At 44.9% G+C, this 26719-nt stretch carries 26 protein-coding genes and 1 other annotated feature; of the genes, 9 read left to right on the plus strand and 17 right to left on the minus strand.

Translation table 11 applies throughout. From position 1 onward, the window contains the following. Window positions 1-5 precede the first annotated feature (5 nt). Window positions 6-1232, minus strand: a complete 1227-nt coding sequence (locus tag FEFB_RS03785; protein ID WP_047974921.1) for an MFS transporter — start codon at window positions 1230-1232, stop codon at window positions 6-8. A gap of 233 nt (window positions 1233-1465) precedes the next feature. On the opposite strand from FEFB_RS03785, the gene zwf reads away from it, so the two are divergent. Continuing rightward, window positions 1466-2926, plus strand: a complete 1461-nt coding sequence (gene zwf, locus FEFB_RS03790; protein ID WP_047974922.1) for a glucose-6-phosphate dehydrogenase — start codon at window positions 1466-1468, stop codon at window positions 2924-2926. A 96-nt stretch (window positions 2927-3022) separates the two neighbouring features. Here zwf and FEFB_RS09170 read toward each other — a convergent pair whose 3' ends face one another. The 3 genes from FEFB_RS09170 to FEFB_RS03810 form a co-directional block, all read right to left on the minus strand. After that, window positions 3023-4234 (minus strand): GNAT family N-acetyltransferase, encoded by a 1212-nt coding sequence (locus FEFB_RS09170; RefSeq protein ID WP_369795901.1) that lies wholly within the window; start codon window positions 4232-4234, stop codon window positions 3023-3025. Between the two features lie 16 nt (window positions 4235-4250). Beyond that, the gene (locus tag FEFB_RS03805) at window positions 4251-4553 is read right to left on the minus strand and encodes a helix-turn-helix transcriptional regulator (RefSeq protein WP_047974923.1); all 303 of its coding nucleotides are present in this window, start codon (window positions 4551-4553) and stop codon (window positions 4251-4253) included. Window positions 4554-4745: 192 nt separating this feature from the next. After that, window positions 4746-5240, minus strand: a complete 495-nt coding sequence (locus tag FEFB_RS03810) for a DUF1440 domain-containing protein (RefSeq protein ID WP_047974924.1) — start codon at window positions 5238-5240, stop codon at window positions 4746-4748. 98 nt (window positions 5241-5338) lie between these two features. On the opposite strand from FEFB_RS03810, the gene FEFB_RS03815 reads away from it, so the two are divergent. Further along, the gene (locus tag FEFB_RS03815; RefSeq protein WP_047974925.1) at window positions 5339-5887 is read left to right on the plus strand and encodes a YbhB/YbcL family Raf kinase inhibitor-like protein; all 549 of its coding nucleotides are present in this window, start codon (window positions 5339-5341) and stop codon (window positions 5885-5887) included. A 320-nt stretch (window positions 5888-6207) separates the two neighbouring features. Next, the gene (locus tag FEFB_RS03820; RefSeq protein ID WP_152666232.1) at window positions 6208-6717 is read left to right on the plus strand and encodes a hypothetical protein; all 510 of its coding nucleotides are present in this window, start codon (window positions 6208-6210) and stop codon (window positions 6715-6717) included. Between the two features lie 347 nt (window positions 6718-7064). On the opposite strand, the gene FEFB_RS03830 is transcribed toward FEFB_RS03820, so the two are convergent. Continuing rightward, window positions 7065-7475 carry a MarR family winged helix-turn-helix transcriptional regulator gene (locus FEFB_RS03830; protein WP_047974928.1) on the minus strand — a complete coding sequence of 137 codons (411 nt, stop codon included), beginning with the start codon at window positions 7473-7475 and terminating at the stop codon, window positions 7065-7067. 106 nt (window positions 7476-7581) lie between these two features. Here FEFB_RS03830 and FEFB_RS03835 point away from each other — a divergent pair, with 106 nt between their 5' ends. Next, entirely contained in the window at window positions 7582-9240 is a 1659-nt protein-coding gene (locus tag FEFB_RS03835; RefSeq protein WP_047974929.1) for an alpha-keto acid decarboxylase family protein, read from the plus strand. 253 nt (window positions 9241-9493) lie between these two features. Here the strand turns inward: FEFB_RS03835 and lepB are convergent, their stop codons facing one another. The 4 genes from lepB to FEFB_RS03855 all read right to left on the minus strand — a co-directional run bounded on the left by lepB (window position 9494) and on the right by FEFB_RS03855 (window position 12087). Beyond that, a complete protein-coding gene (gene lepB / locus FEFB_RS03840) occupies window positions 9494-10123 on the minus strand; it encodes a signal peptidase I (RefSeq protein WP_047974930.1) in 630 nt (209 codons plus the stop codon). Window positions 10124-10171: 48 nt separating this feature from the next. After that, window positions 10172-10486, minus strand: a complete 315-nt coding sequence (locus FEFB_RS03845; RefSeq protein WP_047974931.1) for a hypothetical protein — start codon at window positions 10484-10486, stop codon at window positions 10172-10174. Between the two features lie 35 nt (window positions 10487-10521). Beyond that, window positions 10522-11457 carry a ribokinase gene (locus tag FEFB_RS03850; RefSeq protein ID WP_047974932.1) on the minus strand — a complete coding sequence of 312 codons (936 nt, stop codon included), beginning with the start codon at window positions 11455-11457 and terminating at the stop codon, window positions 10522-10524. Window positions 11458-11571: 114 nt separating this feature from the next. After that, window positions 11572-12087, minus strand: a complete 516-nt coding sequence (locus tag FEFB_RS03855; RefSeq protein ID WP_047974933.1) for a hypothetical protein — start codon at window positions 12085-12087, stop codon at window positions 11572-11574. Between the two features lie 152 nt (window positions 12088-12239). Between FEFB_RS03855 and rpiA the strand changes: the two genes are divergently transcribed. Both rpiA and FEFB_RS03865 read left to right on the plus strand, forming a co-directional pair. After that, window positions 12240-13013 carry a ribose-5-phosphate isomerase RpiA gene (rpiA, locus tag FEFB_RS03860; protein WP_338346077.1) on the plus strand — a complete coding sequence of 258 codons (774 nt, stop codon included), beginning with the start codon at window positions 12240-12242 and terminating at the stop codon, window positions 13011-13013. Between the two features lie 166 nt (window positions 13014-13179). Next, window positions 13180-14541, plus strand: a complete 1362-nt coding sequence (locus FEFB_RS03865) for a threonine/serine exporter ThrE family protein (protein ID WP_047974934.1) — start codon at window positions 13180-13182, stop codon at window positions 14539-14541. A 113-nt stretch (window positions 14542-14654) separates the two neighbouring features. On the opposite strand, the gene FEFB_RS03870 is transcribed toward FEFB_RS03865, so the two are convergent. After that, window positions 14655-14945 (minus strand): hypothetical protein, encoded by a 291-nt coding sequence (locus tag FEFB_RS03870; RefSeq protein WP_047974935.1) that lies wholly within the window; start codon window positions 14943-14945, stop codon window positions 14655-14657. A gap of 300 nt (window positions 14946-15245) precedes the next feature. Here FEFB_RS03870 and FEFB_RS03875 point away from each other — a divergent pair, with 300 nt between their 5' ends. Then, entirely contained in the window at window positions 15246-15632 is a 387-nt protein-coding gene (locus FEFB_RS03875; RefSeq protein WP_235271957.1) for a cytidine deaminase, read from the plus strand. A gap of 71 nt (window positions 15633-15703) precedes the next feature. Here the strand turns inward: FEFB_RS03875 and FEFB_RS08265 are convergent, their stop codons facing one another. The 3 genes from FEFB_RS08265 to FEFB_RS03890 form a co-directional block, all read right to left on the minus strand. After that, window positions 15704-16195, minus strand: coding sequence for a helix-turn-helix domain-containing protein (locus FEFB_RS08265; RefSeq protein ID WP_053068945.1), 492 nt, complete (start codon window positions 16193-16195; stop codon window positions 15704-15706). Between the two features lie 166 nt (window positions 16196-16361). After that, window positions 16362-17318 carry an AEC family transporter gene (locus FEFB_RS03885; RefSeq protein WP_047974936.1) on the minus strand — a complete coding sequence of 319 codons (957 nt, stop codon included), beginning with the start codon at window positions 17316-17318 and terminating at the stop codon, window positions 16362-16364. 176 nt (window positions 17319-17494) lie between these two features. Then, complete coding sequence (locus FEFB_RS03890; RefSeq protein ID WP_047974937.1) at window positions 17495-19117, minus strand: malolactic enzyme; 1623 nt, start codon at window positions 19115-19117, stop codon at window positions 17495-17497. 202 nt (window positions 19118-19319) lie between these two features. Between FEFB_RS03890 and FEFB_RS03895 the strand changes: the two genes are divergently transcribed. Beyond that, window positions 19320-20237 carry a LysR family transcriptional regulator gene (locus tag FEFB_RS03895; protein WP_047974938.1) on the plus strand — a complete coding sequence of 306 codons (918 nt, stop codon included), beginning with the start codon at window positions 19320-19322 and terminating at the stop codon, window positions 20235-20237. Between the two features lie 2 nt (window positions 20238-20239). Then, the gene (locus FEFB_RS03900) at window positions 20240-21145 is read left to right on the plus strand and encodes a metal ABC transporter solute-binding protein, Zn/Mn family (RefSeq protein ID WP_047974939.1); all 906 of its coding nucleotides are present in this window, start codon (window positions 20240-20242) and stop codon (window positions 21143-21145) included. A 138-nt stretch (window positions 21146-21283) separates the two neighbouring features. Here the strand turns inward: FEFB_RS03900 and argH are convergent, their stop codons facing one another. The 4 genes from argH to FEFB_RS03920 form a co-directional block, all read right to left on the minus strand. Then, window positions 21284-22666: an argininosuccinate lyase gene (gene argH, locus FEFB_RS03905; RefSeq protein ID WP_047974940.1), complete on the minus strand. Its 1383-nt coding sequence runs from the start codon at window positions 22664-22666 to the stop codon at window positions 21284-21286. A gap of 11 nt (window positions 22667-22677) precedes the next feature. Beyond that, the gene (locus tag FEFB_RS03910; protein ID WP_047974941.1) at window positions 22678-23892 is read right to left on the minus strand and encodes an argininosuccinate synthase; all 1215 of its coding nucleotides are present in this window, start codon (window positions 23890-23892) and stop codon (window positions 22678-22680) included. A gap of 115 nt (window positions 23893-24007) precedes the next feature. Next, window positions 24008-24751, minus strand: a complete 744-nt coding sequence (locus FEFB_RS03915) for an amino acid ABC transporter ATP-binding protein (protein WP_047974942.1) — start codon at window positions 24749-24751, stop codon at window positions 24008-24010. Further along, window positions 24744-26207, minus strand: coding sequence for an ABC transporter substrate-binding protein/permease (locus tag FEFB_RS03920; RefSeq protein ID WP_047974943.1), 1464 nt, complete (start codon window positions 26205-26207; stop codon window positions 24744-24746). The genes FEFB_RS03915 and FEFB_RS03920 overlap by 8 nt, the downstream gene beginning before the upstream one ends. Before the next feature lie 58 nt (window positions 26208-26265). After that, window positions 26266-26494, minus strand: a binding site (T-box leader). Window positions 26495-26719: the final 225 nt, after the last annotated feature.

Genomic DNA, 26719 nt, shown 5'->3' on the forward strand with positions numbered 1-26719 from the left:
AAAAACTATTCCTTCTTTTTTCGGGCCACAATCAACAGACCCACATTTGCCACAATCATGGCGATAAATACGGAGAAGAACAGCGGGTTAAACCAACCATGGTCCAACATAATACCTCCATAAAGAGGCCCAACCATTCGTCCAAGTGAAATCATAATGCTGACAAAGCCTTGTGCCTGACCGGAAACTTCCTTCGGCGTTAACTGGGCAACCCAGGCTGGCACCTGTGGTGAAGCTAGCATTTCACCCAAAGTCAGTAGCTCAAAGACCAAAACGATTTGCCAGAATTGGTTCACGAACAGCATTAAAATAAATGATGAGGCAAAGACAAAGCCACCCATAATTACTGAGAGGCGATACGGATGCTTGTTTGCCCAAGTTGAAATTATCTTTTGAAAAAGGATAATTGTCAAGCCATTTAAGACCCAGAGGTCTGCATAATGACGTGTTGAAATCCCAATCGAGCGCAGATGCGGGGCCATAACGGTCTCCCACAACATATAAGAAAGATAAATAACAAAGAGGAAGGCTGCCAAAAACCAGAGTAACGGTGACATCTCAAACTTGGCGGGTTCCTTAACCGCTTGCTGATTACGCGTTAAGATTGGTTCTGCATGATCTTCGTGACTGATTTCTTCAGCCTGATCATCATCCATGACTGGCGCAATGTCCGTATTGACATTAAAAATGCTGACCGCAATCCCTGTCAAAATCAGAAAAAGCGTCGCTGCCAAAAGCATTAACCACTGGAAACCGTAGTCAAAAAGATAACCAACGGCTAAGGTCCCAATTACCACCCCAACATTGAGGACGATGTACATATTATTAAAAATAATTCGTGTGTTCTTGCCGGTGACAGTCGTTGCATAAGCATTAAGCAACGTGTTAACCGAACCAATCCCAAAGGAAGCTGTCATCATCAAAAAGGCAAAGACCGGCCAGCCATTATAGAAGAACAAGGTCACCAAGGAGAAGAAGGCAATTAAGCTGGCCCCAATCAATGTTGGATACGGTCGCCAACGGTCAAATAGCTTACCAGCAATGTAGGCTCCTAAAATATTCATCAGGGAAGAAAACAAAATGACAACACCCGCCATCGTCAAATCTTGTCCCAAAGAAACGGTCATGTGGAGGGTTGTGACGGGCCAAATCATGGCATTACCAGTATTGGCGAATAAATTGGCTGTTAAGAGCCAGCGTTCTGATAATTTTTTGCTTTGAATGACTTGCATAATCCCTCCTTATTATTACATTAGTATAACATGAATGTCCTTTCATACCCGCCTATTTGCCTTTTTTCCCTCAAAAATGTAAGTGCTTACTTTTTTATTTAGAAAAAATATGTAAGTGCTTACTTCTTTTTGGCTCTAAGGGTGAGAGTTTTTTCAATTCTGACCTTTTTGTGATTTTTTTGCTCATTTCCGTTATAATAATAGCGAACGCAAAATAGATAAAGGGGACTCTTATGGTTGCAGAACTTAATACTTTAGTAACTTTCTTCGGCGCAACTGGTGATTTAGCCAAGCGCTTGCTTTACCCATCAGTCTTTAACTTATATAAAAAGGGCTACTTGGCAGAACACTTCGCCGTGGTTGGGACCGCTCGTCAGGACTTGACAGACGCTGAATTCCAAGACATGGTCAAGGAATCAATCTCAGCTGGTCAAGACGAAAAGCAGGTTGCTGATTTTATCGCCCACTTTTCTTACCGTGCATCTGACGTAACCGACGCTGCTGGCTACGTTGGTCTCAAGAAGGAAATCGAAAACGCCTCTAAAAAGTTTGGTGTTGTCGGCAACCGCATCTTCTACATGTCTGTTGCCCCTCGTTTCTTCGGAACAATTGCAAAGTTCTTGAAGTCTGAAGGTCTTTTGGCCGACAAGGGCTACAACCGCATTATGATTGAAAAGCCTTTCGGTACTTCTTATGCGACAGCCGAGCAACTCCAAAACGAATTAACAGAAGCCTTCAATGAAGAGCAGGTTTACCGCATCGACCACTTCTTAGGCAAGGAAATGGTCTTGAACATTGCGCCATTGCGCTTTGGTAACCCCCTGATTAACAATGCTTGGAACAAGGACTACATCAAGAACGTTCAAGTTACTTTGGCCGAAACATTGGGCGTTGAAGAACGCGCTGGTTACTACGATACTGCCGGTGCCCTTTTGGACATGATCCAAAACCACACAATGCAAATTATCGGTTGGTTGGCCATGGAAGAACCAAAGGACTTCTCCGACGTTGCCATCCGTGACGCCAAGAACGCCGCCTTCTCTGCCCTTGAAATTTATGACGAAGCCGGGGTCAACCGCTACTTCGTTCGCGGACAATATGGTGCCGGCAAGACTGCTGGTCATATCGCCTACAACCAAGAACCAGACGTTCCAGCAGATTCAAAGACAAACACTTATATCGCTGGTGAATTGCACTTCAACACCCCTCGTTGGGAAGGTGTGCCATTCTACGTCCGTTCAGGAAAGCGTATGACTAAGAAGACAACTCGCATTGACGTTGTCTTCAAGGCTGGCGCCTTCTCATTTGGCTCTGCTCAAGAACCACAAGAAACTGTGCTTTCAATCGTGGTTTCACCAGACGAACAAATTACTTGGTCATTGAACGCCAAGGAAGTTTCTGATAACTTCAACACTCAAATGATTAAGTTGAACTGGGCACCAACAGCCGAACAAAAGGCTGTTACGCCAGCACCTTACGAACGGATGCTCCACGATGCCATGGACGGCAACGGATCAAACTTTGCTGACTGGCACGGTGTTGCCACTGCCTGGAAGTTTACCGACGCCATCTCAGATGTCTACGCTGCCGACAAGGCACCGCTTGAAATCTATGAATCTGACACCATGGGTCCACAAGCCGCTGATGACCTTTTGGCCAAGAACGGCGATGCCTGGGTTTTCCGTGGCGAATAAGCTTTTCAAATTAAGAAGGTCCACTTCAGTGGGCTTTTTTTCTTTCACAAAAATTTGTTCACAAAAAAGCACTGACCTAAAGGCCAGTGCTTTTTGCTAACTCAAAACTTTTTCCATTAAAATGTCACGCTGGGCATCCGTTCCCAGCTGGAACACATGGTCGGAAAAGGGCGTAAAGCCAATTTTTTGGTAAAAAGCGAGTGCGTTTTGATTGTGTTCCCAAACGCCCAACCACACCCGACTCTTGCCAAGAACATTCGCCTGGTCAAAGGCCTGGTTCAGCAACTGCCGGCCCAAGCCAAGACGTTGAAAGGCAGCCAAGAGATAAATCCGTTCGACTTCAAGTGAACCGTCGCCCTCCTCTTCTGATTGGGCTGAGCCCCAATTGACCTTTAGATAGCCTGCCAGTTCATCATCATGAAAGACAAAATAGAACTGACTGTTTGGATTCTCCACTTCGGCCAATAGTTTATCGGTAGCATAAGCGGTATCCAAGTATTCGTTTAAATCAGCCGCTGAATTATCATCAGCAAAAGTCTCCGCAAACGTCCGACGGCTAATGTCCTGCAAAGCGGCAATATCAGCCGCCGTCACTTCTTTCATCTTTGCCATAGGCCCATTTCCCTCTTGCTGCACCCGAAAGGCTGGGTCCGATAATGCTTCTGTTTCGCGTTGGAATTCAGCCAAAAAGTTTTCCATAAAGGCAGACCGCCGCTGACCTTCTTCTTGTCCGGCCGGCGTATTCAATTGATCCGCTAATTTCAATAACTTTTCATAAAAATGGTTAACAGAAGTAGTTTGGTGGTGACGGTATTGGTCCTTCGTTTGCAGTTGCACTGGTTTAATCGCTGGGTCGTACAGTGGATGGCCCTTTTGTCCACCATAAGCAAATGTCCGAGCAATCCCAATTGCGCCCAACGCTTCCAAGCGGTCAGCATCTTGGACATACTGCCCTAATAAGGGAAGATCATAATGTTTTTTCAAGTTAGCGGAATAGGAAAGATGGGTAATTGTTTCGGCCACCAGCGCCTGGCCAATCGGTGCAATCCCCGACTGACGAAGCAAATCGTCAACTAAAATTTGCTGAGCGGCAACGTCAGCCACCACCTTATCGTCGATGGTGTCGTGAAGCAAGGCCGCTGCCTCCAGGATTACCTGGTCCTGTTTACTGATCTGACCATGATCTTCCTCATAAAGCGAGACTGCCAACCGGGCCACTTGCTTGGCGTGCAAAAAATCATGCCCAGAAGTGTCGCCCTTCAATGTTTCTCTTGCAAAGTTTCGAATCCCCGTTAAATCAATCGCCACTAGATATCCCTTCTATTCAAAAACGCCCCTTCGTTCGAATATTTAATCGGAGCAAAAACTCTTCAAATGTCCAACCGTAGAGGTAGCAAAAAGACAATAAGAGGGTCAAATCAGGACTGACCTTCCCCGCCTCATACTTAGAAACCGCACTTTGACAAATGTTCAACGCATCCGCCACCTGAACCTGTGTCAAATGGGCTTCCTTGCGTCCAACTTTGAGTTCGTGCGCAACCTTCTTTTGGAGCCAATAGCGAAAAGAAAGGTCTCTTAAAACCTTTTTCAGATCACCAGACGGTCCCCAGTTGAAATTTGTGACCATATTACGTCCTCCAATGAATGAAGAGCGTAATCAAAAAATTCCTATACTAAATTCTTGCCTCTATTGTAACGAAAAACGACCGAATTTGCACCATAGATTATCGCGCCAAGAAAACGCCGGTTCTTTGCTAATTAAAAGGCCCCGAATACTGATTTTTCAGCAATTCGGAGCACTTTTTAATAAGATTAATTTTTATAGGTAAATACCAGAAATGGGTAATCCAAGAGCCACCAAGTAAACGGCCCAACCAAAGATTAAATAACCAACCATTTCGACCGCTAATTCGTAAACAGAACGATGCCAGAAAAACGGAATCGTCTTAAAAGCTGGTAAAAAAAGAATATCAACCACGATCCAAAGAACGAAGCCAAACATCGTGCCCAGCCCATAGGTCAACCGACCATCAAAGTTAGCAGCCAAAACAAAGAAGATGGCCACCAACATCGAATAAACATAATAAACACTTAAGGAAATGACCGGGATCCTCTGATTACCAGCAACGATCAAGCTTTTTTGTGCCTCTTTTTTAGTCAAACCGAGTTGCTGTAAGAAAATCTCAATCGGCCCATTTTGGGTGGCCATTTGGCTGCGAGGAGGCAGGGTTTTCGTCCAACCGAATCGGACCATGCCGCCAAACAAACCGGCCAGGGCACCAACCCAAGCTGCATTAAAAATGGTGTTGAACATAGAACTGTTTCTCCTCAAATAATTCTTTTTAATCATAACACTTTGCCCTTAGAAAAAGCAGTGTTATAATGCAGAAAAAGACGATAGGAGTCACATTTATGCAGATTCAAGTGACAACAGAAGATGGCTACTTGCCAGACGCTTATAGCAAGTTTGCCAACGATAGCGAAAAATCAGGTCGCTACCCCATTCAATCATTTCCCTTTGAGGTGACAGACCTCCCCGCTGGCACCAAGTACCTGTCCTGGGCTTTCATTGATTTTGATTCAATTCCCGTGATGGGTTTTCCCTGGATTCATTGGCTAGCTGCCAACTACCCGGTGACTCAAGACACGGTCTCAATACCAGCGAACTTAGCCCAACTCGCTGCTAATCATGAAACAGACGTTATCAATGACGGCTTCGTCCAGGGGGAAAATTCCTCTTATTCTCGCTATATTCAAGAAAAAGATTCCAAACTCAAACAGACTTATATCGGTCCCGTACCACCAGACCATGACCACCGTTACACCCTGATGGTGATTGCTTGCAAAGAGAAATTACCCGTGAAAGCCGGATTTTTCTTAAACGAACTTCATCACTTAAAGCAAGACAATCCAGCCATCATTTTGGCTGATACAAGCGTTGATATCTTGGCCAAAGCCTAGTAGTTTTCACCAATAAGCCAACGACTGACCGAAAACGACGCTTGTTGATATCTTGGCCACAGCTTAACGAGCATCACCGTAAAAACACTTTTTAAAAGTTTAAGTTTCACATTTTTTGTCTAAGAAATGCTTAAGCTTGTCCTGGTCATTTTTTTCTTTGGTATACTTAACCCTTGGATGACACTTGCAAATCCTGATTTTTTCAGGAGTACTCGGTAAAACTTTTTCTCATAAAGCTGTCAATCAACTACTGCGTTTTTTGACAACCCGGAAACAAGTTCTATATCCTGGTATTTAAGATACAAACGGAGGATTGTCTGTTGAAAATTAAACGCGAAAATATGAAAGATTACTATACTTTCTCCTCGACTGCCGAACTAACACTGTTCTTGGGCATCGAGCGTGAAACGCTCTTTCAACGAGCTAAGATGCGCGGGATTGATTTAAACGGCACGTATACCGAAGAAGAATTAACGGCGTTAAAGCCCGCCAAAAAGTCTGCTCTTGCTGATTTAAGCATCGATAGCGAAGCTGAAATCGAAATCTTAAAAATGCGTCTGGAAATGTTGGAGTCTCAGCTTGGCTATAAGGACCGACAACTCGATGATCGCAAACAGCACATCGATACCTTAAAGTCGACCTTGGAAAAGGCTGAACAGAACCTGGAAAAAACGCAAACAACCGTTGACCAACAACAACATATTCAAATGGCAACCCTGTCACAGTTAGACAAGGTTACCTCTCGTGTCCAACGAATTGAAATGGAAGACGAGCAAAAAAAGCACTGGTGGTCTCGTAGCAAAAAAGACAAGAACAACCAGAGCAAGTAAAAATCTAGACCTAAAAGGCCAGTCGCCGATATGCTATCGGTGACTGGCCTTTTTTGCTTGATTTGTACTTCTTGTATTAAAATGGATAACTTTTCCACTGACTAAAAATCTTTTATTTTCTAAGGCTTTCTAAAAGATACTAATAATCGCTCTATAAACAATATCGATTAAAATAAAGAACAATAACAAGCCGGACGTATCGAACAAATAATTGGTCCAATTATACTGATGTGAATGAATAAAATCAATCAAACCGACTATTAAAAACTTATAAAAGACAATGATCAAAAAAATCGATACATATTGTTTCAATTTAGTTTTCAATACGTACTCCACTTTACTTTATTTTATTCCACCCTGTCCAGGTACTTTTTCGCCAGCTTCGTCATTGCTTTTTCCCAATCGCCGTTTGCCTCATCAAAATAGCGGTCCAAAAGGCGCTTTTGCTCTAGGTTAATTTGATCATTAAGGGCAAGCCCTGCTGGGGTTAACTGCAAATATTTGACGCGCTTATCCACCGTCGACCGGTGTTCCGTCACCAGGCCTTTATCCATTAAATCGCGGATGGCAACATTGGCAGCTTGCTTGGAGATGCCAATGAGGACCAAAATTTTCTTGATACTGACGTCCTCTAATGAAGAAATAATAAAGAGCATCCGGTGTTGGTTCTTGGTTAAATCGTATTGCGCAAGGTCAACCAGTGAAGCAAATTCCTGATAAGCAAAGAAGATTGTTGGTAATTTTTGATCGATTTCCAAAGGAAACCCTCCTTTTTAGGTCAATTAGGTTGACATAATTAAAAATAGGGTCTATAGTTCTTGTTATAGGTAAACTTAATTGACCTAAAAGAAAGGAAGAACTTTTATGACTGAATATACTATATCAGATTATCTCTTGGATGTAATCAAAACCATGGGTGGCGACGAGATTCTCGGTGTCCCCGGTGATTACAACCTCCAATTCCTGGACCATATCACCCATCGTAACGATATGAAATGGGTCGGCAATGCCAACGAATTGAATGCCTCTTACATGGCTGACGGCTATGCTCGTGAAAAGGGATTTGCGACCTTTGTGACAACCTTCGGTGTTGGTGAATTAAGCGCCATCAACGGTTTGTCCGGAAGCATTGCTGAACACGTTCCTGTTTTGGAAATTGTTGGTGCTCCAACAAACGGTGTACAACGCGCTGGTAAATTAGTTCATCACACCTTTGGTGACAGCAACTTCGACCGCTTCATCAAGGCTCACGAAACATTGGGTATCAAGACAACCGTCTTGGATGAAGACAATGCCATTGACCAAATCAACGAAACGTTGACTTACATTGCTAATGAAAAGAAACCTGCTTACCTTGTTTTGCCAAGTGACTTGGTCAACGCTCCCGTTAACCCTGCCGTAAAGGAAGGTATTAGCGCTTTGTTCACCACCACAAAGCAAGAAGCTCCTGCTTCAATCGCAGCAATCAAGCAGGCCACAGCCAAGGCTAGTCACCCTGTGATTGTTGTTGGACACGAAATCGATCGCTTTAACTTGGGCCAAGCTGTTCAAGACTTCTCATTAAATAACAACATCCCCATTGTTGATCTTGGCCTTGGTAAGGCAGCCGTTGATGAAAGCTTTACCAACTTCGTTGGTACTTATAACGGAACAATTTCTAACGAATCGATTAACCATTTCGTTGCCGATGCAGATGTTGTCTTTGTCTTGGGTGCTAAGTTGACCGACTCTGTTACTGGTGGCTTCACGCAGGAATTCGATGAGAGCCAAACGATCACGCTCTCCACACGCCGTGGCACAATCTTTGGTCAATCTTTGCCAGCAGACTTTGACTTTGTTGCCACTATCCAAGGCTTGGCCACAACTGATTTGAACTTGTCCTTGCCTGCCGTACAAAAGCCAGCAGAACCCGCTGCCTTGCAAGCTAGCGACCAACCTTTGACTCAAGCCTTCTATGACCGGGCCTTGCAAGACTTCATCACTGGCAACAAGACTTTGATTGCTGAACAAGGAACCTCTTTTTTCGGTTTGGCAAGCCAAAACTTGGCCAGCGGTGCTAAGTTCTTCGGTCAACCATTGTGGGGCTCAATTGGCTACGCCTTCCCAGCCGCAATTGGTGCTCAATTGGCCAACCCTGACCGCCGTGCCGTTTTGACTACCGGTGAAGGTTCACTACAATTGACTATCCAAGACTTTGGTTTGGCTTTGAAGGAACGCTTGAACCCTGTTTTGTTCATCATTGAAAACACCGGCTACACGGTTGAGCGTGTTATCCACGGTATGGACGAACCTTATAACGATGTACCAAAGTACCGTTATGACTTGATTGCTCCTGCTTTTGGTGCCAGCGACGACCAATACGACTTCATCGAAGTTTCAACTGAAGCAGAATTGATCGCTGCCATGAAGAAGGCCGACCAAGAAACTGACAAGATGGTCATCGTTCAAGCCAACATGGGTATGAAGGATGCACCTGCTCAGTTGATTGAAACTGGTATCCGCTTCGAAGCCCAAAACCATTAATATTTATTCTCCTCACCATTTCCTTTTCTGCTTACAGCTTATATAAAATCAGCCCCCCTTTGCCTCGGCAAAGGGGGTGCTTTTTGAGTGTTAGAGATACGGGCATCCCAAATTGGAGCCAGTCGCCAGCACTTAAGCAGCAATGCGGGCACAAAAAAGCCGTCCAGCAGGTTTTCCTGATTCGCAGCCCCGAAATTTATTGGTTCCAATTTCGGCGTTGTTCGTCTCATCCTGCCAAACGGCTGATTATTTTTTAATTAGTAGCAAAGAAGTGATTACGTTCTTTTTCAACGTTCTTCTTAACGGTGTTACTATACCAGAATGGCACAATCACCCGACCGACAACGTGCTCCTTGGAAACAAAACCAAAGTAACGACTATCGTTTGAAACAGCACGGTGATCACCCAAAACGAAGTAGGCGTCCTTAGGCACAACCGTCTTGCCTTGGTCTGATTTCTTCCACATTCCTGTTGAAGAAAGCGTGCCAAGCGACCAAGTCGAACCGAAACTAGCTTCCGTTCCAGTCTGTTGTTCATCTGACGAAATAAAGGACTCGTTAACCTTTTTATTGTTAACGTACAGGTCGCCATTGCGGTATTCGACCGTATCACCTGGGATACCAATCACACGCTTAACATAGTCCTTGTTGCCAGCCTGGATTCGCGGATCTTCCTTCCGAGCATCAAACACAATAACATCCCCGCGCTTGGCCTCATGGGTCTTAGTCACCAAAACCTTTTGCTCATCTAACAAGTTTGGCGCCATCGAATCACCATTGATGGTGACGACGTTCACCAAAAAAGTGGTTATGACCAAGTAAACTGCAATACCAAAAGCAATTGGAGCAATCCAATTCCAAAGAAAGCTCAAAAATTTTTTCATATTCATTTCCTTAATTGATTTTACTATTATGTAGTCCTGAACTAAAAATCAGGAGCGCACCGTATTAATCGTTATATGATAGATTTTATCACTTGTTCGCCCTTTTGTATCGAAATGATAGATACCGTGCGCCAAATGCAGGTCTTTTAAGTCCGAATCCATGTACAAATCAGGAACGATATCCGTCGGATTAGGGCCAGGAAAGGCCTTCTGCCAGTCAATAATCAGGTTGTTCTCAAAGGAAAAGGCCAGGACCCGGTAGTCCAACACGGGTGGTTGAGTGGCTTCAACCCCAGAATCAACCTCTTCTTGGACCGAGACCCAGTAATCCTTCCTGGTTAGGTTCATTTCAGCAATTTTCAACGCTAAGATCCTCCTTCCTTACTTCCGTCGTTTTGTTACTTAGTCTTTGGTAGTTGGGCCAAAATCGCATCCTCAAATGGAATGGATGGCAATGCACCAGGTTGGGCCACCGTCAAAGACGCCGCCGCCACGCCGTACTTGATAGCCCCTTCGATATTGGCAAAGGATGGCACCAGGCGTGACAAGAGGGATCCAATAAAGGTGTCACCGGCTGCCGTGGTATCGATAGCGGTCGTCTTAATCGCGTTGACCATCACTTCCTTGCCGTCGGCTGATTTGTAAAAGGCCCCCTTATCGCCAAGAGTAATCAACACGTGCTTAACACCCGCCTTGAAGAAGAAGTCTGCATTTTGAATCAAAGACTCGCGGTCCGTAACCGGAATGTTGGTTAACAACTCCGCCTCATGTTCGTTTGGAATCACCAAATCACTTTCCGCCAACAATTCCTTGGGGAAATTTTCTTGGTCGGGCACTGGTGCCGGGTTCAAAACTGTCACAGCCCCGGCTGCGTGCGCATCCTTAAAGGCTGACAGCACTGTTTCCAATGGAATTTCCAACTGGGCCAAGCAAAAGGCTGCATCCTCAAAGGCGGCCCGTTGGTCCCAAACATCCTTGGCTAAGAGCTGACCGTTGGCCCCCTCATAAACATAAATAATATTATCACCAGTGGCCTTAGACACCGTAATATAGGCCTGGCCTGTTTCGGCATCCTGGGATTCTAAAACATAGTCAAGGTTCAACCCATCCTCTTGGACTCGTCCAGCTAAATCAAAGCCAGCACCAACCTTGGTAATAAAGTTGGCTTGACCACCAGCGCGGGCCACCGCCACCGCTTGGTTGAGGCCCTTGCCTCCCATGACTTCTTCTTGGTGCTGGGGCGTTGAGAGCGTTTCCCCGCTATTGGCTAGCCGGGGCACCCGGGTGACCTTATCCAAATTAGTTGAACCGATAATTGTTGTCTTCTTGACCATGACGAAATCCTTTCGCAGCCGTCAGTTACTTCACTTTCCTTCTACTATTTTACAAGAAAAGAGCCCGTTTTTCTGCCTGCATTGCAGACTTTTCCCAATAAAAGGGTACACCCATTAAGTCGTCTTTTGTTGTCCTTGATAAATCAGCTTCGTAAACCGTTCTGATTTTGGATCATAGTGCGCCTGATAAGCATCGACAATCGTACTCTTCGTGCTTTCACCAGACTTCATCACGGTACTTTTAACCTCAATTGTCATATCGCCAGCCTTGTTCCCCTTCTGAAAGGCCTGCGATCCCTCATAAGTTGACTGAAGCTTGGTTGAATTAATCTGGCTCTGACTGTCATCATCCGGCATTACCTTATTAATCACTTTGGCATTGGTCACATCATTTTTAATAATATTTTGCTTGTTATTGGCGTATTCCTCATCGTTGGACCACTGGTAAAGATTTTTCATCAAGTCGTCCGCCTTCGTTCCCGCCGTTTTTGCCTGGCTTTGACTGAGTTTGACGCTCGGCTGCTTCTCCTGGCTGTTCCCAAAGACATGGGGCAAGACCGCCAAAGCGATAATCTCAACCACCGCTAGGATGGCTAAGATTAGGTAAATCATTTTTGCTTTTTTACTCACTGAATTCTCCTCAAATTAGCCAAAATCAGTTTGGCTAACCTTTATCTAGATTCTTCTACCATACTAACATGGTCGGCTTAGCAAGGCCATGGCTGCTCACGGGAGCAAACAAGGTCGACCGCCCAGCTGATTTTTCAGGCGAAAAGGGCAAAATGCGTGAAAGTAACAATTGGTTTAAGGGCCATTTCTGCTATAATAAAAGTAATGACTATTCCTTGCCGGTTGTTGGAGGATCAAACGTGAATGATGACAAAGTAAAAGCGGCCCAAATGGCCGTCGAGTTGATTCCCAACCAGGCGATTGTTGGCCTGGGTTCGGGATCAACGGCCTCAATCTTTATTGATTTATTGGCCAAAAAAGCCCATGAAGAACAAATGGACATTACCTGCGTAGCCACATCCGTCCAAACTTCTCAACTCGCCCTTGGTTTCGGTTTAAAAGTTGTTGATATCGATGCCGTCGACCGCATCGATGTGACCGTTGATGGGGCTGACGAAGTCGATGGCAACTTGAACGGGATTAAGGGTGGTGGTGCCGCTCTTCTTTTCGAGAAGATTGTGGCCACGAACTCAACCAAAAATATCTGGGTTGTGGACTCTTCCAAGCAGCACCTACGCTTGGGGTCTTACCGTCTTCCTGTGGAAGTGGTGAAGTTTGGTGTCCACCATGTGTTTAACTACCTTAAAACTCGTGATTTAAAGCCCGTTTATCGGCAGCAAGAGGATGGCAATTACCTGACGACTGATTCTGGTAATTACATCATTGACGTTGATATCACTGGTCAAGAGGATTTGCCCCAGTTGGCCCAGGACCTTAAGGCCTTGACCGGTGTCGTGGAACACGGTCTTTTTATCGATATTTGTGATGTCTTGTTGGTTGGTAACACCGGCCAAGCAATCTACAAAGATCAATTAACCCACTCATAATTTCAAACAGAAAGTCCGGCAAATTTGCCGGACTTTTTTGTCTCTTTTTGAAGGTAAAATCAGCTTTGAAGACCGCATCAAATTGCCTTGAATTGCTGATTTAAAAGGCCTATCATATAATTTATATTGACTCTGTTTTAAAAAGTTCATGAGAAGGATAAAGGCCATGACAACCCCCACAACACAAGCTGCCATCGAAGACACCATTCACCCCGAACGCCTCCACCACCACATGGCGATTCGCTGGGAAAAGGTAATTGAAAATGATCAAGTGCCAGCTCGTCAAGCGTCTTTGCGGGTACGGGCTTCAATTGTAGGTCGAGTTGGTCTTTTACTTCTTTCCTCTGGAACAGGTGCCTGGCGGGTCCGCGATGCCATGAACATCGTGGCCAGAGCGCTCCAAATGACTTGCTCGGCCGACATTGGTTTTACCTCCCTCACAGTCACCTGCTTTGACGGGGTGGAATCGTTTACCGAAAGCCTCTCGCTTGCCAGCTCGGGGGTTAATACCGACAAGTTGACTCAGCTCCAAGACTTTGTCCAACGCTTTGCCAGTGACTATGCCGACCAAAAGCCGGCCCTTATCCACCAGCGACTTGATGCAATTAAAAAAGAACCCGGCAACTACCAACCTTATCAATCTGGTTTAGCCGCTGGCCTGGCCTGTGCTGGCTTTATCTTTTTGCTTGGTGGCGGTTTGATTGAAATGATCTGCTGCTTTGTTGGCGCTGGATTAGGACAATTTACCCGTAAGCTCCTGGGAAAACGTCACTGGACCTCCGTCGCTACCACGGCGCTGGGCGTGGCCATCGCCTGCCTAGCTTACTTTCTATCCTTACGATTTTGGGGGCTCTTTTTAACCAATACCTCAGCCCATGAAGCCGGCTATATTGGCGCCATGCTCTTTGTCATCCCCGGCTTCCCCTATATCACGAGTATCCTCGATATCACGAAGAACGATATGCGGTCTGGATTGGAGCGTTTAACCTTTGCCCTGACGACGATTATCACGGCAACCTTTATTGGTTGGCTCCTAGCCCTCAGCTTTGGCTTCAAACCACAAAATTTCTTGCCACAAGGACTATCACTCTACCCACTAATTGCATTGCGCTTAATGGCCTCCTTTGCCGGTGTTTACGGCTTCTCGATGATGTTTAATTCTAAGCAGAAGATGGCCATCACCGCCGGCCTGATTGGCGCCGTTGCCAACACCACCCGGTTAGAGTTGGTGGACCTTGTCCACTGTCCACCAGCAGCGGCTGCCTTTATCGGTGCCTTGCTAGCCGGCCTATTGGCCTCCGTGGTAAACCGGAAATTGCGGTACCCTCGGATCACCCTAACCGTGCCATCCATCGTGATTATGGTCCCAGGACTCTACATCTATCGCGGCGTTTATAACCTCGGACTCAACAACGTGGGGACAGGTGCTGAATGGCTAACCAAAGCCCTCTTAATCATGCTCTTTCTGCCCTTCGGCCTTTTCGTAGCCCGGTTTATCCTGGATAAAAGATGGCGAATGGTGGATTAACACTTTTACTATAGCCATTGAAGAGCACAAAGGACTGACGCTGATAAAATATCAGGGCTAGTCCTTTTACTTTGTTTTAAATGTTTAATGTGGCATCACAAATTCAATCTTTATCAACCATACTTTGAAAATGTTTGACCAATTCCTAGTACACGGCCATTCTTGTAGTCCTGATACCCTTGCTCGATTTCATCATACAAAGATTGGATAATTTTATCCCGACGCTTATATTTTTCGTCGACCAAATCAGTAGGTACCTCACCGTGAGCAACCATCTTTTCCAAAACCGAATTTAAAATTGTCGCCATATCAAGGTGTTCGAAAGCCGCAATCTTTTGGGCCTTAGCGAGCAATTCATCATTTGTAAGAAAACTAAACTGCTGATTTTTTATTAACATCATCATTTCCTTTCTTGTGGATACTCAGGTATATTGGCATATCTATTATGTACTGTTTTTTAGTTAATCATGCGATTCACGGCAGGTATGTGAACCACGATTTCATTACTAAACAAATCAAAGGTATTCTTAAAAAATTACATCACTGATTTTACTTCAGTTTCTCTACTTCCACCTCGTTTGTTATATTTTTAATTGAAAAATCAGCTAATGTTGATATAGTGACTATTAAAAACGGCAACACTTTGCTTATACAGAAGAACTAAAATGGATATTTAGGAAAGACTATTTACTAAGGCGGAAGTATTGTATAACCATCATAATGTGTCACCATTTATTTATGCCCAGCATGTTGTGACAGCAATAGAAGCAGATGACGGAAACATCTACACAGGATTTTGTTTTGAGGCCACGGCCGGCGTTTTTCATCTTTGTGCAGAACGTGCTGCTGCATTTCGTATGTTCCAACACAGTGGACAAACAAAAACAAAAAAAATCATCACCTTCAGGGACAGTGCACCAGCAAATGGTAATAGCATGCCTTGTGGCGACTGCTTAGATTTCTTACTACAATTGAATAGTAAAAATAAAGCAACGCGCTTTATGATGGCCTTTAAAACTAGAGAAACTGTTGCCTTATCTGAACTGTTACCAAAGTGGCGGGGAGAAGACCGACTTGATGACATTCAATAGCAAAAGCCACTAACTTCAACCGAATTCAAAAAGACCAACTCAGAGTTGGTCTTTTGTTTATGCACACACAGTTAACGTTGAGAATGTTTATGAATGAAATTAAATAGTTTCTCGGTACGCTTTTGCCATGTATAACGCATGTCAAATTGATATTGCCGATCTAATCGTTTTAATCGAGTAACTACGTAACTTACGATAAGACTACCAACGACAACTGGAATGAATCCCCAAATCGTCAGTCGAATAACATCTGTTGCTTCAAGAAATAAAATAATTACAAAACATAAATCTGCTAACAATAATCTACGATAAATTGGTTTAAAAAATCCTTGAACATCTTTCTTCGTAAAACTATCTTTCATTTTTCCATCTTCCCTTAATAGCTCATCAAGCGATAAATCTAAAATATCGGATAGACAAATTAACAAATTAAAATCAGGATAATTTTTTCCATTTTCCCAGTGAGAAATTGTTTGCCTAGTCACAAACAGAAGGTTAGATAACGTCTGCTGTGACATTCCTTTTTGTTTTCGTACTTGCTTTAAATGTTCCCCAAACTCCATCACCCTCCCCCTTTCAATTACTGCTAATAACCTATGATTATTATGAGTTAAAAAAGCAAATAATAAAAGCAAGTACTTCTTACCCTTTCCTGGAACTACTTATTTTCAAGAAAAAACCCGCCCTTCTCAACGCTGAGAAGGGCGGGTTTTCTTACCGAAAGATATCTTATTTAAAGAGCATTGTCGCAACGGTATTCACGACAGGCACAACCACCACAAAGAGAATGGTTGATGTGGTGACGACGTTCGTGGCGTACTTCACGTCGCCATTAGCCTCATTGGCCAAAATTGGCAGAACAGCCAAAGCCGGCGTAGCAGCTTGCACTGCCAAAGTCTGAGCTTCAAGGTGTGGTAAATGGCCCAAGAAGCCGCCGGCAAAGACCAACAGTGTCAACATAACTGTCGGTGCAAAGATAAAGCGCCCAACTAAGGCAACAACCGTGTCCTTGTCAAAGTGAATGCTTTTTAAGCCAGCATCCGCTAGGACAATCCCAATGTAAATCAGGGACAATGGCGTGACCAAGTTACCAACGTAAGTCAGTGTTGACGTTGCAAAATCAGGAACTGGAATGGCCAGGAGTAAGAAGGCCAAGGCCACCAGGAACCCAATCAATGGAGCGGGCAAAAGTTTCTTCCAATTGAAAGCCCTTTGTCCTTTATCTGGGTTATCATTGGCAATAATCAAAGCACCAATGGCCCAGGTCGAAACCGTATTCATTACATAATAAACCAGGAAGTAAGATAAGGCCTGGTTACCAAAGAGGGCCACATTTAAGGGCAAGCCAATAAAGATGGTATTGGCATTAACGACAACGTTAATAAAGGTCCCTTTGCGGCCAGGACGGACCTTGAAGACATAAGCCAAAATGTAGGCAACTAAGTAGCTAATGGCAAATGAGAGGAAGGCGTAAACCAACCCTCCAGACAAGGACACTAATTTATCACGTGTCAAAAACTTTAAGACCGACACAAAAATCGATGCCGGTAAGGCGATATTGGTAATCAAACGGGAAATATTCCCGGAAAAACCGTCAGCAAACCAACCCCACTGGCGCAAAATAAAACCAAGGGCAATCATCAAGATGATTGTCACAACACTTTCAATCGAATTCAAAAATGCCATAAAAACTCCCTTCTACGGGTGGCGCCTGATTATCACAGCCCCATCCACTTCTCAGCGCTGATGTGGTCACTGATTTTCCATGAACTTCACTATTTTTAAAAAATTGTACATAAAAAAGGACTTTACGCCCTTTTCCATGTGTTGTTGCTTTGCTTTGTTTTTTTGTAAGTTAAATCTTAGTACTTAGGTTCCCACTTCAAGTCTTCGATGGCCTTCTTCACGTCGGCGATCTCTTCCTTCGTGATCTTCTGGTCAACAGCTGACTGAGCAGTGGCGATAGCAACTGTCTCTGAGAAGACAGTCAACTTTGAAACTGGTGGCAAAACGGCTGCCCCTGGCTTTGATGCATCAACAATACCACCCAATGAGTGAGCAGCGGCTGAAATCATTTCATCATTCAAAACCTTTGCAGTTGAGGCGATTGTTCCAAGACCAAGTCCTGGGTAAACCAAGGCGTTGTTAGCTTGACCGATTTCGTAAGTAACACCCTTGTATTCGATTGGGTCAACTGGAATTCCAGTCGCAATCAAGGCCTTACCATCAGTCCATTCAAGCAAGTCTTCAGCCTTTGCTTCAGCCAATTTCGTTGGGTTTGACAATGGGAAGATAACTGGACGCTCAGTGTGAGCAGCCATTTCTTGTACAATTTCCTTGGTAAAGGCACCTGGTTGAGTTGAAGTTCCAACCATGATTGTTGGGTGAATTTCCTTCACAACAGCTGCCAAGTTTGTCAAATCAGCAGCGTTTGCGAATTCTGAACGTGAGCGGGCGAATGGCTTTTGTTCAGGAGTCAAATCATCCATGTCGTCGAAGAGCAAACCTTGCTTGTCCACCATGTAGATGTGCTTGCGAGCTTCTTCTTCAGACAAACCTTCTTGCAACATTTCTTCGAACATCCGGTTGGCGATACCTGCACCGGCTGAACCTGCACCGAATGTCAAGTAAGTCTGGTCAGACAACTTTTCACCAGTGATAGTCATGGCACCCAAAGCAGCTGCCAAAGTGATGATTCCAGTTCCTTGGATGTCATCGTTAAATGTTGTAATCTTGTCCTTATACTTGTCCAAGATAACAGCGGCGTTTGAACGGCCAAAGTCTTCCCAGTGCAAGTACAAGTTAGGGAACAAGTTTTCAGCAGCTTCAACAAAGCTGTCAACAAATTCCGTATACTTTTCGCCGCGAACACGTTCGTGACGGTTACCCAAGTACATGTCGTTGTCCAACAATGATTGGTTGTTTGTTCCGTTATCCAAGACAACAGGCAAAACGTTTTCAGGGTTAACACCGGCAGCCGCCGTATAAACCATCAACTTACCAACGGCGATATCAACACCGTTCGTTCCCCAATCACCGATACCCAAGATTCCTTCGGCATCTGTGACAACAATCAACTTGATGTCACGACCATTGGCACCAGCCTTCAAGGCTGATTCCATAACGTCTGGTTCGTCGATTGACAAGTAAACAGCGTTTTGTGGATCAACAAACAATTCTGAGTAGTTTTCAATCGTGTCAGCAATCACTGGATCATAAACGATCGGCATAAACTCAACCACGTGTTGTCCGAACAAGTAGTAAAACAATGTGTGGTTTGTGTTGAAGATTTCCATCAAGAACAAGCGCTTTTCCAAATCAGAAGGCTTTGATTGGTATTGTGCGTATGCTTGTGCTGATTGTTCTTCCAAAGTTTGCACGCGGGGAGGCAAAAGACCGGCAACGCCGAGTTCCTTACGTTCTTCCATCGTGAACCCTGTTCCCTTGTTCAAGAAGGGATTATTTAAAATCTCAATTGGTGTCATGAGATAGGCTCCTTTTTTCTTTGTTTTCTAACCCGAATCAAAGTTCGAATTACTTAACGCTGTTATTCTATAACCCCAGGAAAATTATAGTCAAACAGGTGGCATACCCACACTTTTCCCTATAGTTCATGAAGGGGGGTTGACAGATTTTGCTATAATAGGAGGTAGGCTTGAATGTTAAGAACTGAATTTGGAGAAAACCTTGCGCATAACTGATTTACAATACTATTTAGCCCTCGCAACCTACCGAAACTTTTCTCAGGTTTCTGAAAAATTCGAGATTTCCCAGCCAACGGTGTCGCTTGCGATGCAGCGGTTGGAAAAAGAGCTTGGCGCCAAGCTCATTTTGCGACAGGCAGCGCATAAAAACGTGACACTGACCCACGCCGGCGAAGTTTTGCGACAACATGCTACCTTGATTGTGGAACAGTACCAGGTTGCCCAAACGGAGATCAAACGCGACAGTGAAGAATCACTTTTGATTGGTTTGCCACCCATTATTCAAGTTGCTTACTTTCCAGCCATTGCAACGGTCTTATCTGACGATTCACTCGCCCATTTGAAAACAGTTGAAGTCGGGGCCCAAGAGGCCATCGACCAGTTAAAAAATGGTGAGCTCGACGCTTCCTTTGTCGGCTATCTCGATGACATCGATCAAAGCGAATTCAATTTAATCGCCTTTGACGAGCAGCCCTTTGCTATTTTGGCTGCCGACGACTACCCCTTGGTTCAAAAAGGGTCCGTGTCATTTGAAGACATCAAAGACGAAAGATTCATCCTATTGAAAGGTAACTTCGTTCATACCCAGGCTTTCGACCAGTTGGCCCGAGCCGCCCATTTTCATGCCAACGTTTTGTTTAATTCCTCGGAACCCTACGGAATTCTAAGCCTGATTCGACAAAATCGTGGGATTGGCTTTATGGTCCACCACCCAGCGTTAACTTTCCCGGGTGTGACCGCATTGCCAATCACAGATGACGACCAGCCCATGTTTAAGGTCGGCTTTGCTTACCGAAAAGACATTGTCTTAACGGATGCGCAACAGCAGATTTTTGATGAGCTCTTGGCCGCCACCAAAATTGGACGGCCGGATCACAGAACACCCCCACTGGAGGAATGATGATGCAAAAGAAGAAAACAACCATCGTGGTCACAATCTTAGTACTGATTTTGGCTGTCGTTGGTGGATTAGTTGCTTGGCAAAGCAACAGTCAAAAAGATGACAAAAAATCTGACAAGTTAACCATTGTCGCTTCAACAAACGTCTATGCCGAATTGGCCAAGACGGTTGCAGGCGACCATGCTGATGTTTCAGCGATTATTACCAAGCAGTCCGTTTCACCGGAAGATTATGAGCCAACCAACGCAGTTGCTAAAAAGGTTGCCAAGGCGGACATCGCCTTTGGAAATGGTTTAGGCTACGATGCTTGGTTACAGAAATTAGCTAAAACATCGAAGTCAACGCAAGTGCTCTATGTTGGTAACGATATTTTGAACAAAAAGTCTGGTTCAAATCCCCACTTGTGGAATGATCCAGAAAACATGATTAAGGCCGCTCAAGGTTTGGCTGATACACTCAGCAAGAAAGATCCAAAGCACAAGGCTGATTATCAAGCCAATGCACAGGACTACGCCACAAAGCTTAAGCCAGTGACCGACAAGATTGCCGAATTGAAATCAGCAGTCGCCGGTAAGGAAGTCATGGAAACCGAGCCAGTTTACGAATACATGTTGGACGCCTTGGGTGCCAACGTGGTCGGCACTGATTTTGCCGAAGCGATTGAAGAAGGAAATGACCCTTCACCAGCCGTCTTGACGGACATCCAAAACAAGATCAAGAGCCACGAACTCGCCTTCTTGGTTTACAACACGCAAACCACAGGCGGCACTGTTGATAAGATCGTCAAGTTGGCCAAGGACAACAACATCCCAATCGTTAAGGTGACGGAAACTTCACCAGAAAAGACTTCTTACGTTGACTGGAAGCTCAGTGAATTGAAGCAAGTCCAAGAAATTGTTGCTAAGTAAAAATCAGCAAATAAAAAGAGCGAAGGACGAAATCCTTCACTCTGATGAACACCGAACAAAGCTGTTCGGTGTTTTTTTATTTGCCTAAATGAGCGCAGACCCTGTAGCTAGCGGTTATTCTGAAATCATTGGCAACACTTACCGTGTTACCAGTAGCTCTTGTCCCCGGCTGATTTCCTTGAGGACGTTGGCAACGGCCGTGCCACCAAGCGACGTCCGACGATTAACGGCGGCCTTGGAAGTCAACTCTTCATAGACATCTTCTTCGATATGGCTGTCGGCGGCCTGGAGATCTACCAACGACATTTCATTGAGTGTTTGCCCCGTTTGGATGCCCTTCAAAACTAACTCACCGACAACCGCATGCGCTTGACGGAAAGGCACACCCTTCGTGGCCAAGTAGTCAGCCAATTCGGTGGCGTTCGAGAAGTCATCCTTCGTGGCAGCTTCCATCCGGTCAGCGTGGACCGTCATCGTTGATAACATCCCCGTAAAGACCTTCACGGAGGCCAAAATGGTGTCCATTACCTCGAATGTGGCTGCCTTATCTTCCTGCATATCCTTGTTGTAAGCCAATGGCAAGCCCTTCATAACCGTCAACAATCCCATCAAGCTCCCAAAGACGTGGCCGGTCTTGCCTCGCACGAGTTCGGCAAAGTCCGCATTCTTCTTTTGGGGCATAATCGATGATCCGGTTGAGAAGTTGTCTGAAAGTTCAATGTAATTGAACTCGTAGGTCCCCCATAAAATCAGTTCCTCCGCCATCCGGGACAAATGCACCATCAAAATCGAGGCATTCGAGAGAAACTCGAGGGCAAAATCCCGATCCGAAACGGCATCCAAACTATTGTGATAGATGGCATCGAAGTCCAATTCGTCAGCGACCAGTTGACGGTCAATTGGGAAGGTCGTGCCCGCCAAGGCAGCAGCGCCCAATGGCAGCATATTCGTATGCTTTTCGTTAAATTCGAACCGTTCAAAGTCACGCTGGAACATTTCGAAGTAGGCCAAAAGGTAGTGACCATAGCTAATGGGCTGGGCGTGTTGCATGTGCGTATAGCCCGGCATAATCACATCAGCGTGCTTCTTGGCTAAGTCAAGGAGAGTCTGCTGTAATTCCGTGATAGCTTCCTTGACTGCTGGTAAGCGGTGCTTCACCCACAAATGAAAGTCCGTCGCCACCTGGTCATTCCGTGATCGACCCGTATGCAGTTTGCCCGCCACTGGACCAATTTTTTTCGTCAACAAGGACTCAATATTCAAGTGGATATCCTCATTTGCAACCGAAAATTCCACCTTGCCAGTGCCCAAATCAGCCTGAATGTCGTGCAGGCCGGCACTGATTTGCTCAGCTTCTTCAACTGAAATAATGCCTTGCTGGCCTAACATTTTCACGTGGGCCAATGAGCCCTCCGGGTCTTCTTCTGCCAACCGGTAATCAAAGCCGATTGAGGCGCCAAATTCATCGACCCATTCTGCTGCTTTGCCGGTAAACCGGCCACCCCATAATTTATCGGACATTTGATTCTCTCCTATTTCTTTTGTTCTGAATGGACGTGGTTGACTTGCTCAAAGACCATGCTTGGCAATGACCACAACTTAATGAATCCACCAGCAGCGACTTGATCAAAGCTATCAGCCGCTGTATATGTGGCTAAGTTTTTGTTGTACAGTGAGTTTTCCTCAGACTTCCGTGCAACGGCAACGGCTTGTCCCTTGTACAACTTCATCTTGACTGTCCCGTTCACAACCTGTTGTGTCTGGTCCATGAAGGCCTGTAAGGCATCAAAGAGTGGCGTAATCCACAAAGCATTGTAAATCAGGTCCGTCACCTTCTGTTCCAACAAAGGCTTGTAGTGCGCAACGTCACGCTCCAACGTCAAGTCTTCCAAGTCCTTGTGAGCAGCCATAATCACAGCTGCGGCTGGTGCTTCATAAACTTCACGAGACTTAATGCCAACCAAACGATTTTCAATCTTATCAATTCGGCCAATGCCATTGGCACCGGCAATCTGATTTAGCTTGACAATCAACTGAGCCAAGGTCATCTTTTCACCATCAAGTGCAACTGGCAAGCCTTCTTCAAAGGTCAAGTCCAAGAATATTGCTTCCTCCGGTGCATCTTCTGGTGCAACCGTCATGCCCCAAGCATCATCGGGTGCCATGTTCCAAGGATCTTCGAGAATGCCGGCTTCATTAGCACGGCCCCACAAGTTGGCATCAATTGAGTATGGTGATTGCTTACCAATTGGCACTGGAACGTTGTGGTCCTTAGCGTAATCGATTTCTTCTTCACGCGACCAGTGGAAGTCACGAATTGGGGCCTCGATAGCCAAATCAGGATCCAAGGCGTGGATGGCAGCTTCGAAACGAACCTGATCGTTTCCCTTACCAGTGGAACCGTGGGCAATAGCATCTGCCCCGTTTTCATGAGCAATCTCAACTAATTTCTTAATAATCAATGGCCGTGAAAGAGCTGAAACCAAAGGATAAGCGCCTTCATACAAGGCGTTGGCCTTGATCACTGGTGCCACGTATTCGCTGGCGAATTCTTCCTTACCATCAACAACGATTGACTGGGCTGCACCAACTTGGAGGCCCTTCTTTTGGATTTCATCCAAATCCTTACCACCTTGACCAACGTCCAAGACAACGGCGATCACTTCATAACCCTTATCAATCAGCCATGGAATGGCCACAGATGTATCTAATCCACCTGAATATGCCAATACGATTTTCTTTGTCATGTTATTTCTCCTCTATTGTTCAATCAATTTCACTTGTTTATTGGGATAACAGCTTGGGCTGCGTATGAGCCGCTAAACTACTAACCCCACTTTCTCAACGGCTCAGCCAACTGATTTAATCCACCAAAACCTTACTAATAAAGTCCTGAGTCTTTGGATTTTGTGGGTGGTCAAACAGTTCATCCGGTGTATTCTTTTCCTGGATAATGCCATCGGCCATAAACCAAATTTCATCGGCGACCTGCTTAGCGAAGTGCATTTCGTGGGTTACGACCACCATGGTCATATTACCGTCGGCCAATGACTTCATGACCTTGAGAACTTCACCGACATTTTCTGGATCCAAAGCTGAGGTTGGTTCATCAAAGAACAAAACCTTAGGCTGCATTGCCAAAGCACGGGCGATGGCCACACGTTGCTTCTGCCCACCAGACAAGCTGTTTGGGAAGGCATCGGCCTTATCGGCCAAACCAACGCTTGTCAGATATTTCATGGCCACAGCAGTCGCCTCTTCGTCGGACATGCCCTTTACTCGCATTGGTGCTAATTTCAAATTGGCCAAAACCGACATATTAGGGAAGAGGTTAAAGCTTTGGAAAACCATGCCGATTTGTTCACCCAACTTGGCCAATTCCTGGTCAGACTGTTGAGCTAAATCAACACCGTTGAAATCAACAACACCGCTGGTTGGACGTTCCAGCTGGTTAATGCAGCGGAGCAAGGTACTCTTACCTGATCCAGAAGGGCCGATGATGCAGACCACCTGGCCGGCATCAATGTCGCCGTTAATGTCTTTTAAAACTTCATTGCCACCGAAGTCTTTTTTGAGATGTTTTACAGAAATTAATGGATTAGTCATGGTTCATCTTCCCTTCTAAGTAGTTCAATCCCCGTGTCAAGATAAAGGTCATCAAGAAGTAAATCACCATGACAACCACGATTGGTGCGATACCACGATAAGTGTCAGCACGGACGATGTTCAATTCGTAGACCAAATCAGTCACACCGATAATCGAAACAATGGAACTTTCCTTGATAACTGAGATAAATTCGTTGCCCAATGCTGGCCAAATGTTCTTAAAGGCCTGTGGCAAAATCACAAAACGCATCGTGTCTTTTTGGTTCAAGCCAAGACTCTTGGCAGCTTCCTTTTGTCCCTTATCCAATGACGTAATTCCACCACGGATAATTTCAGCAACATAGGCACCTGAGTTCAAGGAAACGGCAATGATACCGGCCGTCAAGGCTGGGATGTTAATCAAAGCACCAAGACCAAAGTAAACCAAGAGGATTTGAACCATCATTGGTGTTCCCCGGACAATTTCGATGTAAGAAATTGCTGGCCAACTCAAGATTTTAAACTTTGACATCTTCATCAAGGCCAAGATAATTCCTAGGATAATTCCAAAGACAACTGAAACGAAAGCAATTAAGGTGGTGTTTAAGAAACCACTGTAGAAGTAGTGCCAGTAGCGAAGCATTGACGTGTCCACCGTGTTTTCGGACATGTTCTTACCGGCGTTCTTCAAGTAAGTCTTAATCCAGCCATGGTTCTCAATCTTATCGATTGACTTGTTGACTGCTGCTACCAATTCAGGATTTCCTTTAGCAAAGGCAATCGCTGCACCGGTTTGGTTGATATCCAACTGGTAGCCGGAATCAATCATCTTCAAATTTTTGTCGTTGGCAACATAAGCCTGGGCAACTGGCTTTTCAACTCCAACGGCTGCCACCTTGTTCGTCTTCAAGGCGAAAATCAGGTTTGGCGTCTTGTCCATTCCAACAACTGTAGCTCCTGAAATCTTTTGTTGAGCCAAGTTATATTGCAAGGTTCCGGTTTGGGCACCAATCTTGGTTCCCTGCAAGTCACTAGCATTCTTATACTTTGAAGCGTTGGTCTTACTGATCAAGAAGCTTTGACCACCGTTGTAGTAAACCTTTGAAAAATCAACGCTTTGACGACGTTCGTCGGTTGGGTTGATTCCCCCGATAGCCATGTCAACCTTGCCAGTTTGAACGGCCACCAAGACGGAACTAAAGTCCATGTTCTTGATTTCTAATTTCACGCCCAAGTCCTTAGCAATCTGCTTAACGATGTCAACGTCCATTCCAACATCCGTTGAAGTGCCGTTTTTATTCATCTGGAATTCGTATGGTGGGTAATCCGGCGAAATCGCCACCTTCATCACACCTGCTTTTTTAATTTTTTGCAAGCCGTCATCAGCATGGGCCACTTGGGTCATGCCTAATCCGGCGACAACCAAAACAGTGATCGTGATGAATGCTTGTTGCAACCACTTTGTTATCTTCTTCATCTTCTCGTCCTCTTCCCTTTTTTCCTAACCAATAAAAAAACGCCCTTTAGTCTTTCGACTAAAGGACGTTCTGCACGCGGTACCACCTTACTTATACCCAAATAGGGTATCTCTCATTATTCGATCTAAAATTCAAATCGTCAGCTCTGTAATGGGAGCACCCAGTATGGTTTTCATCGCATACAACTATTAGGTGACGTTCATCTTCGTTTGTACGTGTTTCACACCAACCAACACTTCACTGAGCTACAAAACAGAGATTACTACTTCCTAATTAACGTTTTATTATTAGTTTTTAATAATTATAGCACTGACACCTAATCTTGCAAGTGGTTTTGCACATTTTTTTCGTTTTATTCGGACTTTTTTACTTAAAAAGGCTGATTTTAAGGGGAATGATCATCTAAAAGTTATTGGTTATTTTAATTGGCAGATTACAAGTTTAATTCGAACAACCCCGAAAAACTTCTAGTGGCGTCTGGTAGTTATGTAACTTCATGGGTCGATTGTTG

This window comes from Fructobacillus sp. EFB-N1 (assembly GCF_001038455.1).
In the GTDB taxonomy this organism is placed as follows: Bacteria; Bacillota; Bacilli; order Lactobacillales; family Lactobacillaceae; genus Fructobacillus; species Fructobacillus cardui.

Bases quoted from the DNA above. Each gene is read 5' to 3' on its own strand.
- FEFB_RS03785 (WP_047974921.1), bottom strand. From the start codon at position 1,232: ATGCAAGTCATTCAAAGCAAAAAATTATCAGAACGCTGGCTCTTAACA.
- zwf (WP_047974922.1), top strand. From the start codon at position 1,466: ATGGTTGCAGAACTTAATACTTTAGTAACTTTCTTCGGCGCAACTGGT.
- FEFB_RS03805 (WP_047974923.1), bottom strand. From the start codon at position 4,553: ATGGTCACAAATTTCAACTGGGGACCGTCTGGTGATCTGAAAAAGGTT.
- FEFB_RS03810 (WP_047974924.1), bottom strand. From the start codon at position 5,240: ATGTTCAACACCATTTTTAATGCAGCTTGGGTTGGTGCCCTGGCCGGT.
- FEFB_RS03815 (WP_047974925.1), top strand. From the start codon at position 5,339: ATGCAGATTCAAGTGACAACAGAAGATGGCTACTTGCCAGACGCTTAT.
- FEFB_RS03835 (WP_047974929.1), top strand. From the start codon at position 7,582: ATGACTGAATATACTATATCAGATTATCTCTTGGATGTAATCAAAACC.
- lepB (WP_047974930.1), bottom strand. From the start codon at position 10,123: ATGAAAAAATTTTTGAGCTTTCTTTGGAATTGGATTGCTCCAATTGCT.
- FEFB_RS03850 (WP_047974932.1), bottom strand. From the start codon at position 11,457: ATGGTCAAGAAGACAACAATTATCGGTTCAACTAATTTGGATAAGGTC.
- rpiA (WP_338346077.1), top strand. From the start codon at position 12,240: ATGCGTGAAAGTAACAATTGGTTTAAGGGCCATTTCTGCTATAATAAA.
- FEFB_RS03865 (WP_047974934.1), top strand. From the start codon at position 13,180: ATGACAACCCCCACAACACAAGCTGCCATCGAAGACACCATTCACCCC.
- FEFB_RS03870 (WP_047974935.1), bottom strand. From the start codon at position 14,945: ATGATGATGTTAATAAAAAATCAGCAGTTTAGTTTTCTTACAAATGAT.
- FEFB_RS08265 (WP_053068945.1), bottom strand. From the start codon at position 16,195: ATGGAGTTTGGGGAACATTTAAAGCAAGTACGAAAACAAAAAGGAATG.
- FEFB_RS03885 (WP_047974936.1), bottom strand. From the start codon at position 17,318: ATGGCATTTTTGAATTCGATTGAAAGTGTTGTGACAATCATCTTGATG.
- FEFB_RS03890 (WP_047974937.1), bottom strand. From the start codon at position 19,117: ATGACACCAATTGAGATTTTAAATAATCCCTTCTTGAACAAGGGAACA.
- FEFB_RS03900 (WP_047974939.1), top strand. From the start codon at position 20,240: ATGCAAAAGAAGAAAACAACCATCGTGGTCACAATCTTAGTACTGATT.
- argH (WP_047974940.1), bottom strand. From the start codon at position 22,666: ATGTCCGATAAATTATGGGGTGGCCGGTTTACCGGCAAAGCAGCAGAA.
- FEFB_RS03910 (WP_047974941.1), bottom strand. From the start codon at position 23,892: ATGACAAAGAAAATCGTATTGGCATATTCAGGTGGATTAGATACATCT.
- FEFB_RS03915 (WP_047974942.1), bottom strand. From the start codon at position 24,751: ATGACTAATCCATTAATTTCTGTAAAACATCTCAAAAAAGACTTCGGT.
- FEFB_RS03920 (WP_047974943.1), bottom strand. From the start codon at position 26,207: ATGAAGAAGATAACAAAGTGGTTGCAACAAGCATTCATCACGATCACT.